The organism is Levilactobacillus namurensis DSM 19117 (assembly GCF_001434785.1).
Lineage (GTDB): Bacteria > Bacillota > Bacilli > Lactobacillales > Lactobacillaceae > Levilactobacillus > Levilactobacillus namurensis.
Genome location: NZ_AZDT01000053.1, coordinates 18198 through 33074, shown reverse-complemented (window position 1 = coordinate 33074; position 14877 = coordinate 18198). Strand labels below are relative to the sequence as shown.

Here is a 14877-nt window from a genome sequence, read left to right as displayed (position 1 = left end):
CAGGAAGCGTCGCACCGACGATCACCGGGGATTAACCCTGGTAGAGATCTTGAATTGGTTGCGTAATGGTCTGGTTGAGATCTGATAAGATCTGGTTGACTCCCCGTTCAGTTTCCATTAAGTCCTTGATGGACTCGATCTTGGAGACTTTTTCGGCCAAGTCGTGCGCGTGCTTCAACTCGTCTTCGGTCAACTTTTGACCAGCCATTTGCTTTTGTTGTAAAGTCCCTTGTAATTGTTGGAATTCTTGGAACAACTTGTAGGTTTCGGCATCAGCCTTCATAGTTGCGAATGCTTTTTGAAGGGCCTGGTAGTCTGGGGTGGCCTTTAATGCTTCGGCCACCTGGTTCCCTAAGTCGTGTAAATTTTCAGCCATAGTGGTGGTTCCTCCTCAATAAAATCGTTTACTTATCAAGTGTACCATGTTTTGACCGCTGACCCTAGTGAAGAATTGACTACTCCACGTAGGACTTAGCCTTCTCCCACCACGACTTCACCTTATCCGCCGCGTTGTTGAACGACTTCCCCGCGTTATCGAGACCCTGTTGGACCTGGTCCCAGATATCGCTGGTGGACCCGCCTGTACTTTCGCCTTTGGCTAAGGTCGACGCGTCTTGGGTATCAAAGGACGTGCCCTTGGTGTTCGGCAGAATGCCCTGGAGTTCGGCTTGGAACAGGGGACCTTCGCCCACGCCACTGACGTCTTCCAAGTGATGCTTACTACTGGTGCTGTCAAAGCCTTCCCAGGTGGTCACCACCACGTCCGGGGTGTAGCCTACGATCCACTTATCCCGGGTCGCGTCGGCGTCTCCGTCGGCTTCCGTACTCCCGGTCTTACCAGCAATCGTGTACCCGTACGGCTTAGCGGACGCCCCAGTTCCGTAATTGAAGACGCCCATCATCATACTGGTCATCTGCTTAGCCGTCTTACTGGACATGACGCGCGTGGTCTTGGCCGCCGAATCCTGGGTATCGACCACCACGTTGCCCGAAGCATCTACGATTTTCCGAATATAGTGGGCCGAACGCATCTGGCCGTTGTTGGCGAACGCCGTGTAGGCCTGTGCTAACTGTTGGGGCGAGACCCCGGTCTTCAAGCCCCCTAGCGCTAAGGCCAGGTTCTTATCCGACTTGGTCACGGGCAGGCCGAACTTCTTGACCGACTCGTACCCCTTGTCGACCCCAATCTTGTTCAGCAACCAGACCGCCGGCGCATTCGTACTCTGGGCCAGGGCTTGGTACATCGGAATCTTACCACTGTAAACGCCCCCGTAGTTGTGCGGCGTATAGTTGTTGGTCCCGTAAGACTTCTTCTTGTCCGTCAGCTGTGAATCATAGTAGTAGCCGTTCTCTAACGCCGGCGTATAAACCGCTAACGGCTTGATTGTCGACCCGGGTTGACGGCGCATCTGCGTCGCCCGGTTATAGCCCCGGAAGACGTGTTTCCCCCGGCCACCGACGACGGCTTCGACGCCCCCGGTGTTGGGGTCAATGGCAATGCTGGCAGCCTGAACCTTAGTCCCATCGCTAGCGTTAGCGGGGAAGTAGTTGTCATTTTTAAACAGGGTCTGCATCTGCGTCTGATTGTTCTGATCCAGGGTGGTATAAATCTTGTAGCCCCGGTTCATGATTTCAGATTCGGTCAGCCCGTACTTACTGATGGCCTCATTGATCACCGCATCGAAGAAGTACGGATACTTATAGGTATTCTTGTAGGTGTAATTATCGTTGGTGGTCAGCGCGGTCGCCTGATACTGCTTGGCCTGGGCACTGGTAATCGCTCCCGTCTCCGCCATCAACCCCAGCACCACGTTCCGGCGCTGACGAGAAGCTTGCGGATGATCGACGGGGTTGAACCCGCTAGGATTGGTCAGCATGCCGGCTAAGGTCGCGGCTTGCGGGACCGTTAAGTTCTCCGCCGAGGTGCCAAAGTACCGCTCAGCGGCATCTTGAACCCCCCAGACGCCCTTATCGAAGTAGGCGTTGTTCAGATACATCGAGAGGATGTCCTGTTTACTGTAGACGTTCTCGACCTCTACGGATAAGAACAACTCCTTGAATTTTCGGGTAAACGTCTGTTCTTGTGTCAGGTAAGCGTTCTTCACCAGTTGTTGGGTCAGCGTACTTCCCCCACCACTGATGTAGTCGCGACGCAACAGCTTATTCTTTCCGTACAGGTAAAACGCCCGGGCGATGCCCTTAACGGAGAAGCCGTGTTCGTGGTAGAAATTCCGGTCTTCAGTAGAAATGACCGCGTGTTGAACGTTGGTCGAAATCTGCGTTAGCGGCACGTAAGTCCCCTTCTGGGAATACAACGTCCCGGCCTTGCGATTCTGGCGATCATAAATCTTCGTCGGATTCTCTAGCGATGCTTTTAAGTTCCCGACGTCGGTAGTCTTGGCCATGAAGGTCAGGTAACCGCTCATCAGGAAGATTCCCGTCAACACGATGACAATCAGCCACCGCGTCAACTGAAACCGGCGCCAAAGCCGCTTGAAACGGTTTTTGAAACCGGTGCCTGGATTTGGTTGTTGGTTATTCATTTTTCGATAGCCTCTTCTACTCAAGTGTCATGATGTTCCTATCATAGCATAGACTGGACGGCACGCTAGTTTTCAGGGCAAATTTTATGAACCTTTAACTTAGCTTAACCCAAAACAAAAACAGACAGGACGACCTTATTGGGCCACTCCTGTCCGTCACGTTAATGGGCGATTTCTGGATTCATCTCAGCAGCGATGCGGTCGTGGAGCTTCTTAGCGACCTCCGCACTGGGACTGATAATAAAGATGGTGTCGTGCCCGGCCAACGTACCGGCAATCTCCGGTAGGTTAAGATCATCGAAAATTACGGCCAGGAGGTTCCCGTTGCTAGGCAACGTCCGCACGATGTTCACGAATTCAACGCGCGTTAGGCCCGTCACGACCTCGTTGATGGTTTCGCGGAGATGCTCCTCTTCACTGCGGTTTCCCGCCTTGAAGATGGTGTAGCGCAGATGGCCGTGGCCATCCTGGGCCTTCACGATCTGCATCTCCCGAATGTCCCGTGAAATGGTTGCTTGGGTTGCTTGAATCCCGACTTCCTGTAAGTGCTCCATCAGCTCCTCTTGGGTTCCGATAGGATACTGATTAATTAACTGTTCGATTCGTGCTTGGCGAATGCTTTTTTTCATGAAAATGGCCCCCTCCGCATAAACTTGCATGATCTAATCTCAAAGGATGCGGATTGTGCCACATGACTTTGAATATTTATGAACTTAGTGTACCAAATATTCGTTTTCAACGCAAAAAAGCGCCTTCTTTAAAGGCAACTTCTCTCATAATTCGTTTTATTTTTAGCCGTTCACCTACGGCCACCCCCCATCACAGATTTGTTTAGTGAGCCAAATAACCCGCCCCACCGGCGTTAATCAGCAAGGCGACCTCAAAAAAAGCGACTACCCAGCGGGCAGTCGCTTTTTAATCACACCTTCATTTTGATTACATTTCGTCCGGTGCTTGAACCCCTAACAGACGCAGGGATTCCTTGATGACCGTCGAAACCGCCTTGACTAAGGCTAACCGTGCTGGTAATTCAGCATCGTCAGTCAAGACCTTAGTGTGGGCGTAGTACTTGTTAAAGCTCTTAGCAACCCGAATTGCATACTTGGCAACGACGGATGGTTCGTATTCGTCACACGCCATCCGAACCACGGCTGGGAAGTCGGCTAACGCCTTAATCGTGTCCCAAGCTTCTGGATCGGTAATCTGGTTACCGTTGGCTTGAACGTTCACGTCCGCAGCCTTCCGCAAGATACTTTCGGCCCGGGCCCGGGCGTATTGAACGTAAGGCCCCGTTTCCCCTTCGAACTTCAACTGGTCCGCTAAGACGAAGTCAATGCTGTTCATCCGTTCGTTCTTCAGGTCACCGAAAACAATGGCTCCAACCCCGACCTGCTTGGCAACTTCTTCCTTGTTTGCCAGCGTTGGGTTCTTCTCCACGATTTCTTCTTGAGCCATCTTGACGGAGTCGTGTAAGACATCGGCCAACAGGATGATCCGGCCAGAACGCGTGGATAACTTCTTCCCATCCACGGTGATCAGCCCAAACGGAATGTGGTGCAAGTCCTTAGCAGAAGGGACCTTCATCTCTTCCAGAACCGCCTTCAATTGCTTGAAGTAGTACATCTGTTCAGAACCCACCACGTATAAGTTCTTAACTGGGTGGTAAGTCCGGTCACGGTAGAGCGCCGTTGCGATGTCCCGCGTGATGTACAGCGAAGCGCCATCACTCTTCAAGATCAGTGCTGGGTTCAGGTCGTACTTCTTCAAGTCGACCACTTGGGCCCCTTGGGATTCAACCAACAGGTGGTCATCCTTCAAGAGTTGAACAACTTCCGCTAACTTGTCGTTGTAGAAGGCTTCACCGTTGTAGGTATCGAATTCGACACCCAAGACCTTGTAAATGTCGTTGAATTCTTGCAAGGAGACTTCCCGGAACCATTGCCACAGGTCGTGGGCTTCTTGGTCGCCGTTTTCCAGCTTCCGGAACCATTCCCGCGCTTCGTCATCCAGTTCAGGCTTGTCGACGTCTTCCTTGTGGAAACGAACGTAGTATTCCACCAACTTGTTGATGGGATCCTTCTTCACGTCTTCTTCGTTCCCCCACAGCTTGTAGGCCGTGATCAGCTTCCCGAATTGCGTTCCCCAGTCACCCAAGTGGTTATCCTTGATTGGGTGGTAACCGTTCTTCTTCAGGATTTCAGCAATCGAGTTCCCGATTACCGTTGACCGTAAGTGCCCCATGGACATTGGCTTGGCAATGTTTGGTGAGGACATATCAATCGGCACGTTTCCGTTTGCACCGTCTTGGTTTTGACCATAGTCGGCACCCTGCGTCAGAACCGTGTTCAGCGTGGCTTCACTGTAAGCCGCCTTATCGAAGAAGAAGTTCAGGTATGGGCCAACAACTTCTACCTTGTCAAAACCAGTCTGGTCCAACTTACCTGCTAAATCTTGGGCAATCTGTTGGGGTGCTTGGTGCAGCGTCTTAGCTAACGTGAACGTTGGGAACGCTAAATCCCCTTTGTCTGACGTCTTGGGACGTTCCAGTTTACTACTGATCTCATCAGCGGTCAGTTGACCATCGAGGGCCTTAACCAGTGCATCCGTTACCTGTTGTTTATAATCCATACGAATTCCTCCTTAATCGGCGGTATCCCGTGGGATAAAAAAACTCGCCTCATACAAGTATTATAACCTGTAAGAGACGAGTTTCACCCGCGGTACCACTCTAATTGACTTAAAAGTCCACTTAAATGATTTGTTTAACTTATCCAACCAGTCCGTTCACGTCAGTGACCATCTCCGGCTTCCACCATCCCGGATTCGCTCAATCGTCGATCTTAACGCTACTCTTCTGTTTGGCTTAACTTTCGAATGATAATAGTAAGAAAGACGACCAATTGGCCGCCTCTCATTCGAAAGCGGGTGACGGGAATCGGACCCGCGACACAAGCTTGGGAAGCTTGGATTTTACCACTAAACTACACCCGCACAACACAAAAAAGTATAGCATACCTTTTTGGAGTTGTCAGTACTTTTTTGTAAAAAAATTCAAGAAATTGATTTTTATGCTTGAGAATCCTTTGGGGCTGCGGTTACCTTGGCTTCACTTTTGCGGACAACTGCCCGATTATTCATGTCGTCTACCGCGGTTTTATCCTTGGGATCATACTGACGGATCTCAACCAGCACTGAATTTGTATACACCTTGGTGACCTCACCCGTGAAGTCGTGTTCCAAAGGCCCAAACTTCTTCGCTGCTACGTAATCGCCAACCTTGATGCCTGATTGATCTTCTTCTTCGGCCATCCCTAGTCGCTCCCTTCATCATGCAATGTTTCATTATAGTCAAGTTTTGCGACCATCGCAAGCGGAGTGTCCCAGACTCGCAACCGAATTGTAAGAAGTTTGAAATAATCTCACAATCACGAACGGGTTAATTACTAATTTTAGTAAAAACGACAAAAAGCCGACCATTCATTCTAATTCAAGGTTATGCTGGCTTAAAATCACGGAGGTTCACGAACAATCCCGCTAACCGTCGCTAACAGTAAATCATACCCAACCTTCACAAGATACGTTATAATCAAGGCGTTGTGATCCGTGTTTTTTAGAAATGACTTACATATATAGGAGGAGAATGCGAATATGAAAAAATGGCAACATTGGGCAGCCCGGGGAGCTGCCCTAACGGCTGGTTGTCTGGGACTGTTACTCAGTGCGACCCCCGCTAGTGCGAACAGCATTAACGACTACATCGCAAACCAGCATTACGCGACCCCTTCGATCACCAAGCAGATCTGGTCCGGGTTCCCTAAGTACAACTACCGCAACGGCAAACCAGAGGGTGTCGTGGTCCACGAAACGGCCAACCCGAATTCCACGATCTTTAACGAAATCTCGTTCATGAAGCGGAATTACCAAAACGCCTTCGTGCACACGTTCGTCGACGCCAGCAACATCATCAACGTGGCGAACACCAAGTACCTCTGCTGGGGGGCGGGTCCCGTCGCCAACCAACGGTACGTTCAATTCGAACAAGTCGAAGTCCACTCCAAGGCCGCTTTCGCCAAGGAACTGAACAACGGCGCGTACTACACCGCCTACATCCTGAAGCAATACGGCCTCACGCCTAAGCGGTACACCACGGTTCTGTCCCACCACGACGTTTCTAACCGTCTGGGAGGCACTAACCACAGCGATCCGGACGGCTACTGGTCCACGAACGCCCGGAATTACTTCGGCACCACCTACAACATGAGCAACTTCATCGACTTGGTCAACACGCAATACGCTAAGTTGTCGGGAAATTCGGCTGCTAACAGCAGCAATGCAAGCAGCAGTTCCAGCTCAAGTGCCGCCACGAACAGCTCTTCCAGCAGTTCGACCACCACGGCCCCAAGTTCCACTCAGCACACCGCAACCACGACTTCCGTTCGGTACAACCACGGGGGCAATAACGAAACGGCCACGCTGACGTCGAACTACACGAACTGGACCGTCTACAACCACGTTAAGGGCACCAAGGGCGCTCACAAGATTGGCTGGGGCCGGTTGAGTAGCGACCACCGTGGCACGCGGGTCTTCGTCGACAGCCGCGGCATCAAGAACGGGAAGACCACTTGGTACCGGATTCGCTTCTCGAAGAACGCCAAGGCCAAGTACTGGGTCTACAGCAAGGTGCTCCACTTCCCTGGCGTCACTTACAGCGACGCTAGTGGCTCACCGAAGGTCAAGACCGCAACGAATACGCCACTATACAACCACGTTTTGAACTCCAAGTACCTGTCCAAGACCATCGCCCACACGCAAGACTTCGCAGCTGGGACACCAGCCGCCATCAACAAGCGGGGCGTCAAGTCCACGGATGGCACCACCTGGTACCGCGTGGTCATCAACAACAAGACTTACTGGGCTTTAGCATCAAGCTTGACTTGGAACTAATCCCGTAAAGCGTTAAAGCACCACCCAAAAACCCCTTCTTTTATCGGCTAAGCCGTTTAAAAGAAGGGATTTTTTAGAAGATTCCGCAGAACCGTCAGGCCGCCACATTAGGCGCCCCCTGGACGCCTACCCGAATCCCAGGTCGTTACTTTGGTCATTGACCAATCAATTCTCAGGTTTTGCTTAAGTTTTCCCGTCGTTCTCGTAATATACGAGCAGACGGTCCCCCAATATGGTACGCTAAAGTTAAAAGTTAGGGGAAGGAAGCGATGAGATGTGGTTAGCACTGCACTTCTGGACTTGGGTCGTCTTGACCATTGCCGTTTTACTGGGTTTAACGCGACATTCTGAAAAACGCGTGACCCAGTTTCTCCTGCTAGCCCGTTGCGCATATCTGGTCATGATTATCAGTGGCGTGGTCTTAAGTATTCGCACGTTCGGCCACGCCCCACTCCTGATCAGCCTTAAGTTCGCCCTGGGTATCGCCACGATTGCGTTGATCGAAGTCAGTTTCGGTCGCAAGATTGAACGGGATACCCCCCACTTCATCTATTGGGTCATGGGGGTCGTCGGGTTAGTCACGGTTTGTCTGGGCTTAACCTTAGCATTCAAATAAGGGCATTCAAAAAGACGTTTAAGCGTAGGGATTCACCCTGCCGTTTAAACGTCTTTTTGCGTGTTACCCGATGTTAAGCTTCATCCGGTGTCTGCCGTAACTTAGTGGCCAGCTCCAAGGTCCGGTCAACTAAAACGGACTGACTATCCGCTACGGGGTACTTGGTCTCCGGTTCCCGTTCCTGAGCCAACGAGAGCTCCGTGCACCCTAAGATCACCACGTCGGCCCGTTGGTCTTCGATCATCTCTTGAACAATCCGGTGGAACAGGTCCGCATCGACCTGGTCGCGTTCCTTGATATCGTGATAGATCAGCGTCATAGTCTGGTCTTCAATGGCCTCTGTCGGTAAGACCGGCGTCAGACCGACGCGCTTGATCTCATTTTCATAGATCTTATCCGCAATCGTTCCGCGCGTGCCGGTGATGCCAATGCGCTTGGCGTTAGGGAACTTCCGTTGAATCTCCTTAACCGTCTCACGCGGCATGTGCAAGATGGGAATCTCCCCTGCGGCTTGCTGCAAATCATCGTAGAAGTAGTGGGCGGTGTTGCAAGGCAACGTGAAGAACGCCGGCTTTAATTGCCGTTGCTGCTGAATATCCTCCAGCAAACTGGGCAACGGACTGGCTTGCGTGTGGTCTAAGATATAGGCCGTCCGATCCGGCACCGTCGCGTGGTTGACTAAGATATAATTCAAATACTCCTGATCAGCGCGTGCGGGGGTCCGCAGGTTCAACTGGTGAAGATAACTCTCGGTGGCCATCGTTCCCATGCCGCCAATAATCGTAAAGAATTTTTGCATTGTCTCTACCCCTTATTTTCCGCAAAGTACTTCTTAAAGTTTACCGTGTAGTTATGCTGCATCCACTGGATCAACGCCCAACGCTTCAGGTTCATGTCCTGATCGTAGCGGTACGTGGTGCCGTACTTGCCCGCTGCAATCAACTTCAAGGCACGGTCCTTATCGGCATTCTCGCGCGTGTAACGCTTGAAGACCTTCACCGGAACCCCCAGCCATAAGGCGTGTTGGGCTTCGTCCTGGTTCCCATAGACCGTTGGTGCGTCAACCAAGCTGTGCTTGACGTAGTCCTTGACCACCCAGTCAGCCAGGTTATAGCCGTTCAAGGTCACGAAGAAACTACTACGTCCCTGCCGTAAGTTGATTTCGAACAGCTTAAACGACTGGTCCCGCACATCGTACTTCATGTCAAAGTTGGCGTAACCGGTGAATTCAATCTCTTCCAGGAACTTCTGGATGTTTTGGTAGATGGTCTGGTTATATTCTGGGATGATGGCTACGTAATTTCCAATCGCTGATGGCGCTGGGTCCTCTAGCAACGGGTGCCCTAGACACATCATCTTCACGTGATGGTGTTGGTCCACGTAGGCGTTCAAGACCCGCATGTTACTGTCATCCCCAGGAATAAAGTCCTGCAAGATCAGGTCTGACGTGTACCCATTTTGGTAAATCTTAGCCACAATGTCGGTGAACTCCGCTGCCGACTGAATCCGAAAGGCCTTCTTCCGGCCCTCGAAGTGGACGTCCAACCATTCGACACTGTTGGCTGGCTTCAACGCTACGGGGTAGCCGAAAGGTTGGTCGATAGGCTCGCCGCTGGTGGCCTCTTCCTTGGTGATGATCCGTGTGTGCGGGTAAGGCAACCCGTACTTGTCGCAGACCTTATAGAAGTTTTCCTTATTGTTCAGCTGCCGCAACTTATCATAATCGATGTACGGGCAGATAAAGACGTCTTCCAACTCTGCCTTATGCTTACTGATCAGTTCCGCGTAACCATCCCCACACCCGATTAGGATTACGGGTTCCGGATGGTCCGCGTACCGTTCCTTTAATTTTCGCATGGTCTCGATCCAAACAGGGTCTTCATCAAACCCCGGGATCAGTTCCAGGTTCACGACCTTGGTGAAGCGGGTCGGTGCCAATTGGATACTGGCAAAAGCCTGTACGGGTTCGTGGTATAGATCATAAAACGACCGGGCCATCCCGTAAACATTAAAGTCACTCCCCAGTAAGACCGGGGTGAATTTTACGCCATTCGTTTCCATAACTACTAAAGTCCCTTCGCAACTTCCAACCAGTCTGCCTGACCGATTGGCTTAAATTCTCTTTTTTAATCCCGGTTGGGCTTCCCCATTCAGGGGCCCCACCAGTCAACCAGCTAACCAGTCTTCACCATAGCAAGTTTGCTAGTGGCTTGTCGAGGGGCTTGCTGACTATGCAACACTATCTTAACAAATTTTGGGCTTAGAATATACGGTCTGTATTCCCAGAGACCAAAACAAGGTTGTTAGTGACCGAGTCACTAGCAACCTTGACGGGTAGCTAATGAGGCAAACACCTCACTGGCCGAGCTTTAGATTTGGGTCCGGTGAACCAGATCAACCGTCTTCGCCGTGGTCTCTTCTGGGAAGTAAACTTCGTACCAGAGGATAAACGTGTAGATGGTGAAGATCTTTTGCATGCTAGACTTGCCGTTAATGTGTTCGTGTAGAATCTCCATCAACGCATCCGTATTGAAGAACTTGTGAGCCACATCGGAGTTGAACGCTTCGATGATCCGTGACTTGTAAGGTTCTTCCTTGATCCAGGTCGCAATTGGGGATGGGAAGCCCATCTTTTCCTTCTTAGCGACCCGTTCTGGTAATTCGGCTTCGGCCGCAGTCCGCAGGGAGACCTTAGTCTCGTCCGCGTGGATTCGGGTCTTGACCGGCATGGTCGCGGCAAACTTCGCCACTTCCTTATCAACCAACGGGGTCCGAACTTCCAGCGAGTTGGCCATACTCATTCGGTCAGCCTTGTGCAGGATATCGTACGGTAACCAGGTGTTGATGTCGAAGTATTGCATCTGGGTCATCTCATCCAAGCCCTTCACATCATCGAAGAGGTGTTGGGTGTAAGCTCCCGCATCCTGGTTCAACTTCGGGTTCTTCAGGATCTTGCTCCGGTCGTAGTAATCGAAGACGTAGTTGACCCGGTAATACCGTTCACTCAGTGGCTCCGCTCCCCGAACTAAGAACCGACGGCCATGGAAGCGTGGCAGGTGTTCGGCGATACCGCCTAACATCTTCCGAATCGGTGACGGGACCCACTTCTGGTAGCGTTCGAACGGAATAGCTTCTAGGTAGGTGTTGTACCCCCCGAAGAATTCATCGGCACCTTCACCAGACAAGGCCACCTTCACGCTCTTCCGCGTCCCCTTAGACAGGTAGTACAGCTGCATTGCGGACGGGTTGGATAAAGGTTCATCCATGTAATACATGATGGTTGGCAGAATATCGAAGTAATCGTCCCCCGTCATGTAGAGCGGCGTGTTCTTCTGCTTGATTTCCTTCGCGAATTCCGTCGACCAGCTCAGTTCACTGTACTTGGAATTCTTAAACCCTAAGGAGAAGGATTGAATCGGCTTCAACTTCGCGGCTTCGTTCAACACGTAGGAGGAGTCGATCCCACTAGATAAGAAGCTCCCCACTTCCACGTCGGCGATCATGTGCGCGTCCACCGACTCGTCAACAATCTTGCGAATCTTCTTCGCGTCTTCTTCGACCGTTTGGCTGTTGTCAATGTGGTCGTAGCTGAACTTGAAGTACCGGTGCGTCTCCGTCTTCCCGTTACGGTGCAGGAAGTATTGCCCCGGCAAGAGTTTGTAGACGTGCTTAAACATGGTATCCCGTGATGGGATGAACTCAAAGCTCAGGTGAATCGGTAAGAGTTCTTCATTGAATTCTTTTTTGAAGTTCGGGTGTTCCAAGAACGCCTTGATTTCTGACGCCCATAAGAAGGTGTCGCCATCGTCGTAGTAGTACAACGGCTTGATTCCGAAGTGGTCCCGTGCCCCGAAGACTTCGTTCTTGACCTTGTCGTAGATGACAAAGGCGTACATTCCCCGTAGACGGTCCAATAACTTAGGACCCCAGGCATCGTACCCGTGAATCAGCACTTCGGAATCGACGTCCGTCTTGAACTCGTATCCCAGCTTTTGCAGGTCCGCCCGAATCTCTTGGTAGTTATAAATTTCACCATTAAAGGTCAAGACCTTGGTCTGGTCCCGGTTGTACATCGGTTGCTTACCGTGAGCTAAGTCAATAATTGACAACCGCCGGAAACCCATCACGGCTTGATCGTCGCTAAAGTAGGCCTCGTCATCGGGCCCCCGGTGTTTGATGCGGTCCGCCATATCGTTAATCGTCGTTGCGGGTACATCCTTTTGATTCACATAACCAACGAATCCACACATGTGCGTATCCCCTTTGAATTTATTCTCTCTTTAAAAAGTCCTTCATTGTCTCAATAAAACACAAAACATAACACCCATCATTTTAGCAAATTTATTTTGGGAATACCATATTATTAGTGATTCTTAACCGGATAGCTAACAATGGGTCATTGTGGGGCCACTTCACGTAGCGCCTGCAAGTCCAAAACGGTCAATTGACGCCGGCCAACCGTGGCCACGGCCCCCGCCGTCACCAGCTGCTTTAACTTCCGACTTAGTGACTCCGGAGTCATCCCCAGGTACGCGGCCAAGTCCTGCTTACTCATCGGTAACGTCAAGGTCCCCGTCTTCTGGTGACTGAGTTCTAGCAGATATCCCGCTAAACGGGGCAACGCGTCGGGAATCGCCAATAACGTGGCCTGCCGCTGGGCGACCCGTAACCGAACGGCCAACGCCCCCAACAACGACAGCGCCAATGGAGGGACCCGGTCCAGCAGTTCGGTCAACGACGTCCGCGAGATGGTACAGAGTTCGGTCGCCTTGGTCGCTTCGGCGTAGTCCTGATGAATTTCATCAGTAAACAAGGCAATCTCACCGATGAAGTCTCCGGGGTTCAGGACCCGCAAGACCCGTTCCTTACCGTCCTCACCTAAATGGTATAACCGTACCTGGCCCACATTCACGATGTACAGGGTCTGCGACACCTCTTCCGGCCGGTAGATGGTCTCCCCCTTCTGTGCGTGGATGGGACGGGTGACCTTGGCAATCGACGTCCGCTGTTCCTGATTCAATTCCTGAAAAATCGGCACCTGTGACACACACTCCAACTCACGAGCCAACGTATGGTGGTGCGCTGTAATGACCTCTCCCATGAAGATTCCTTCTTTCTGTCCAACCCATTGTACACCACGAGTGTCAAAATTACCCCCGTGGGTATCCGTGGTTTGACCACCCATCTGTTATTACCGTATAGACCCATTCTATCAAATTCTCGCGCAACACTGGTAAAAGACGCTTTGCGGCCCTGCAGGAGTGGTGTATATTGAAGGTGATTATACATTCTAGTTAGGAGGAGATTTCTATGACTCACCAGACTCACCAAGCTTGCACGTCCTTTTTGGCCGGCAAACTCGCTACGTTAGACGGCAGCACGCTCATCGCGCGGAACGAAGACAACGGGGTCGCCATTTGGCCGAAACGGGCCGTGATCCATCCTGCCGATGAACCCCGGGAGAACCCCTTTGTCTCTAAGGGCAACCAGTTTAGCACCCCACTTCCCGACCACGCGGTCCAGTACTCCGCCGTGCCCGATAACGATCCCAGCGCCGGCGACTATGGTGAAAGTGGCATCAACGCCCATAACGTCGCCATGAGTGCGACCGAAAGTGCCTATACCAATAGCCGCGTTCTGGGGGTCGACCCCCTCTTGGACCACGGACTGGCCGAAGATGCCATGCTGACCGTGGTGCTCCCCTACGTGGACTCTGCGCAGGCCGGTATCCAACGCCTAGGTCACTTGGTCAGTACCCTGGGAGCGGCCGAGACCAACGGCGTGCTGTTCAGCGATCCCGATGAGGTCTGGTACATGGAAGTCGTGAGTGGTCACCACTGGGTCGCTCAACGCATCCCCGACGACGCCTACGCCGTGGTTGCCAACCAACTGGCCATTGAAGACGTTGACTTCGACAGCCCCGACTTCCTGACCTCCCCGGGTATTCGCCAATTTGTTCAGGCCAACCGACTCAATCCAGACGGCGGACGCTTTAATTCTCGGCACATCTTCGGCACCCACTCGATTCAAGATGCCCATTATAATACCCCCCGGGTCTGGTACGGCCATCAGCTACTGACACCCAGCGCGTATGAGAACCCGACCAGTATGGAATTGCCTTTCATCCAACACGCGGAGCACAAGATTGGACTCGACGACGTGGCCGCTATTCTGGGGTCACACTACCAAGAGACTCCTTATGATCCGTTAGGCGGCGGGACTTCAGCCGAAAAGACCCAATTCCGGGCCATTGGCCTCGCCCGGACTGAAAACAGCCACATCCTGCAGATTCGGCGCAACGTGGCACCACAACGGGCGGGAATCATTTGGCAAGCCTTCGGTAATCCCGCTTTCAACCCTTACGTGCCCTTCTTTGCCGCAGGGGACCAGCTCAGCGACGCCTACAGCGAGGCCAACGGGGACTACAGCGCCACCAATCCTTACTGGCAGGCCAAGTTATTGGAAGTCTTGAGCGAAGACCACTTTCACGCTAACCGGGCCCTGATCGATGACTTCATCAAGGCTACCCAGAGCCAGGCGATTCAACGAGTTACCGCCGGCGACGCCTTACCGGAGTCTTCCGCTCACGCCCTAGGGACCTTCAACGCGGAAACGGCAACTCAATTCACCACCACCATTCAACAGCAAATTGGGAAGCTGGTTCAGGCCAACGCCGAGCTCTCCGCCCTTTCATTCAAGATGGATGCAAATTTGTAAGGTGATACCGTTTTCACTGACCCGCTTCTGCGGTATACTAAGGGTAGCAGCTAGCCC

General features: G+C 52.0%; 12 protein-coding genes and 1 tRNA gene. 3 read left to right on the top strand and 10 right to left on the bottom strand.

The features are described from left to right. Positions 1 to 31: 31 nt before the first annotated feature. From FD30_RS07740 to FD30_RS07715, 6 genes are all read right to left on the bottom strand, one after another. Entirely contained in the window at positions 32 to 376 is a 345-nt protein-coding gene (locus FD30_RS07740) for a YlbF/YmcA family competence regulator (RefSeq protein WP_024746028.1), read from the bottom strand. A gap of 79 nt (positions 377 to 455) precedes the next feature. Beyond that, entirely contained in the window at positions 456 to 2543 is a 2088-nt protein-coding gene (locus FD30_RS07735; RefSeq protein ID WP_024746027.1) for a transglycosylase domain-containing protein, read from the bottom strand. 161 nt (positions 2544 to 2704) lie between these two features. After that, the gene (locus FD30_RS07730; protein WP_024746026.1) at positions 2705 to 3172 is read right to left on the bottom strand and encodes an arginine repressor; all 468 of its coding nucleotides are present in this window, start codon (positions 3170 to 3172) and stop codon (positions 2705 to 2707) included. A gap of 307 nt (positions 3173 to 3479) precedes the next feature. Continuing rightward, complete coding sequence (gene argS, locus FD30_RS07725) at positions 3480 to 5171, bottom strand: arginine--tRNA ligase (protein ID WP_056944547.1); 1692 nt, start codon at positions 5169 to 5171, stop codon at positions 3480 to 3482. A 292-nt stretch (positions 5172 to 5463) separates the two neighbouring features. After that, positions 5464 to 5534 (bottom strand) — tRNA-Gly (locus FD30_RS07720). 75 nt (positions 5535 to 5609) lie between these two features. Further along, positions 5610 to 5852 carry a DUF2187 domain-containing protein gene (locus FD30_RS07715; protein WP_024746024.1) on the bottom strand — a complete coding sequence of 81 codons (243 nt, stop codon included), beginning with the start codon at positions 5850 to 5852 and terminating at the stop codon, positions 5610 to 5612. Positions 5853 to 6191: 339 nt separating this feature from the next. On the opposite strand from FD30_RS07715, the gene FD30_RS07710 reads away from it, so the two are divergent. Together FD30_RS07710 and FD30_RS07705 are read left to right on the top strand one after the other, a co-directional pair. Next, positions 6192 to 7487, top strand: coding sequence for a peptidoglycan recognition protein family protein (locus FD30_RS07710; protein WP_056944546.1), 1296 nt, complete (start codon positions 6192 to 6194; stop codon positions 7485 to 7487). 274 nt (positions 7488 to 7761) lie between these two features. Then, the gene (locus FD30_RS07705) at positions 7762 to 8103 is read left to right on the top strand and encodes a DUF1516 family protein (protein WP_056944545.1); all 342 of its coding nucleotides are present in this window, start codon (positions 7762 to 7764) and stop codon (positions 8101 to 8103) included. Positions 8104 to 8176: 73 nt separating this feature from the next. Here the strand turns inward: FD30_RS07705 and FD30_RS07700 are convergent, their stop codons facing one another. From FD30_RS07700 to FD30_RS07685, 4 genes are all read right to left on the bottom strand, one after another. After that, a complete protein-coding gene (locus FD30_RS07700) occupies positions 8177 to 8902 on the bottom strand; it encodes an aspartate/glutamate racemase family protein (RefSeq protein WP_056944544.1) in 726 nt (241 codons plus the stop codon). Between the two features lie 5 nt (positions 8903 to 8907). After that, complete coding sequence (locus tag FD30_RS07695) at positions 8908 to 10164, bottom strand: carboxylate--amine ligase (protein ID WP_056944543.1); 1257 nt, start codon at positions 10162 to 10164, stop codon at positions 8908 to 8910. A gap of 308 nt (positions 10165 to 10472) precedes the next feature. Further along, complete coding sequence (asnB, locus tag FD30_RS07690; protein ID WP_056944542.1) at positions 10473 to 12353, bottom strand: asparagine synthase (glutamine-hydrolyzing); 1881 nt, start codon at positions 12351 to 12353, stop codon at positions 10473 to 10475. Positions 12354 to 12499: 146 nt separating this feature from the next. Then, positions 12500 to 13204 carry a Crp/Fnr family transcriptional regulator gene (locus FD30_RS07685; protein ID WP_056944541.1) on the bottom strand — a complete coding sequence of 235 codons (705 nt, stop codon included), beginning with the start codon at positions 13202 to 13204 and terminating at the stop codon, positions 12500 to 12502. Positions 13205 to 13413: 209 nt separating this feature from the next. Here FD30_RS07685 and FD30_RS07680 point away from each other — a divergent pair, with 209 nt between their 5' ends. Then, positions 13414 to 14820: a C69 family dipeptidase gene (locus tag FD30_RS07680; protein WP_056944540.1), complete on the top strand. Its 1407-nt coding sequence runs from the start codon at positions 13414 to 13416 to the stop codon at positions 14818 to 14820. The last annotated feature ends 57 nt before the right edge of the window (positions 14821 to 14877 follow it).

Excerpts from the sequence above, each read along its gene's own strand:
- FD30_RS07680 (WP_056944540.1), top strand. The coding sequence starts at position 13,414 with ATGACTCACCAGACTCACCAAGCTTGCACGTCCTTTTTGGCCGGCAAA.
- FD30_RS07730 (WP_024746026.1), bottom strand. The coding sequence starts at position 3,172 with ATGAAAAAAAGCATTCGCCAAGCACGAATCGAACAGTTAATTAATCAG.
- FD30_RS07735 (WP_024746027.1), bottom strand. The coding sequence starts at position 2,543 with ATGAATAACCAACAACCAAATCCAGGCACCGGTTTCAAAAACCGTTTC.
- argS (WP_056944547.1), bottom strand. The coding sequence starts at position 5,171 with ATGGATTATAAACAACAGGTAACGGATGCACTGGTTAAGGCCCTCGAT.
- FD30_RS07715 (WP_024746024.1), bottom strand. The coding sequence starts at position 5,852 with ATGGCCGAAGAAGAAGATCAATCAGGCATCAAGGTTGGCGATTACGTA.
- FD30_RS07740 (WP_024746028.1), bottom strand. The coding sequence starts at position 376 with ATGGCTGAAAATTTACACGACTTAGGGAACCAGGTGGCCGAAGCATTA.
- FD30_RS07710 (WP_056944546.1), top strand. The coding sequence starts at position 6,192 with ATGAAAAAATGGCAACATTGGGCAGCCCGGGGAGCTGCCCTAACGGCT.
- FD30_RS07705 (WP_056944545.1), top strand. The coding sequence starts at position 7,762 with ATGTGGTTAGCACTGCACTTCTGGACTTGGGTCGTCTTGACCATTGCC.
- asnB (WP_056944542.1), bottom strand. The coding sequence starts at position 12,353 with ATGTGTGGATTCGTTGGTTATGTGAATCAAAAGGATGTACCCGCAACG.
- FD30_RS07695 (WP_056944543.1), bottom strand. The coding sequence starts at position 10,164 with ATGGAAACGAATGGCGTAAAATTCACCCCGGTCTTACTGGGGAGTGAC.
- FD30_RS07700 (WP_056944544.1), bottom strand. The coding sequence starts at position 8,902 with ATGCAAAAATTCTTTACGATTATTGGCGGCATGGGAACGATGGCCACC.
- FD30_RS07685 (WP_056944541.1), bottom strand. The coding sequence starts at position 13,204 with ATGGGAGAGGTCATTACAGCGCACCACCATACGTTGGCTCGTGAGTTG.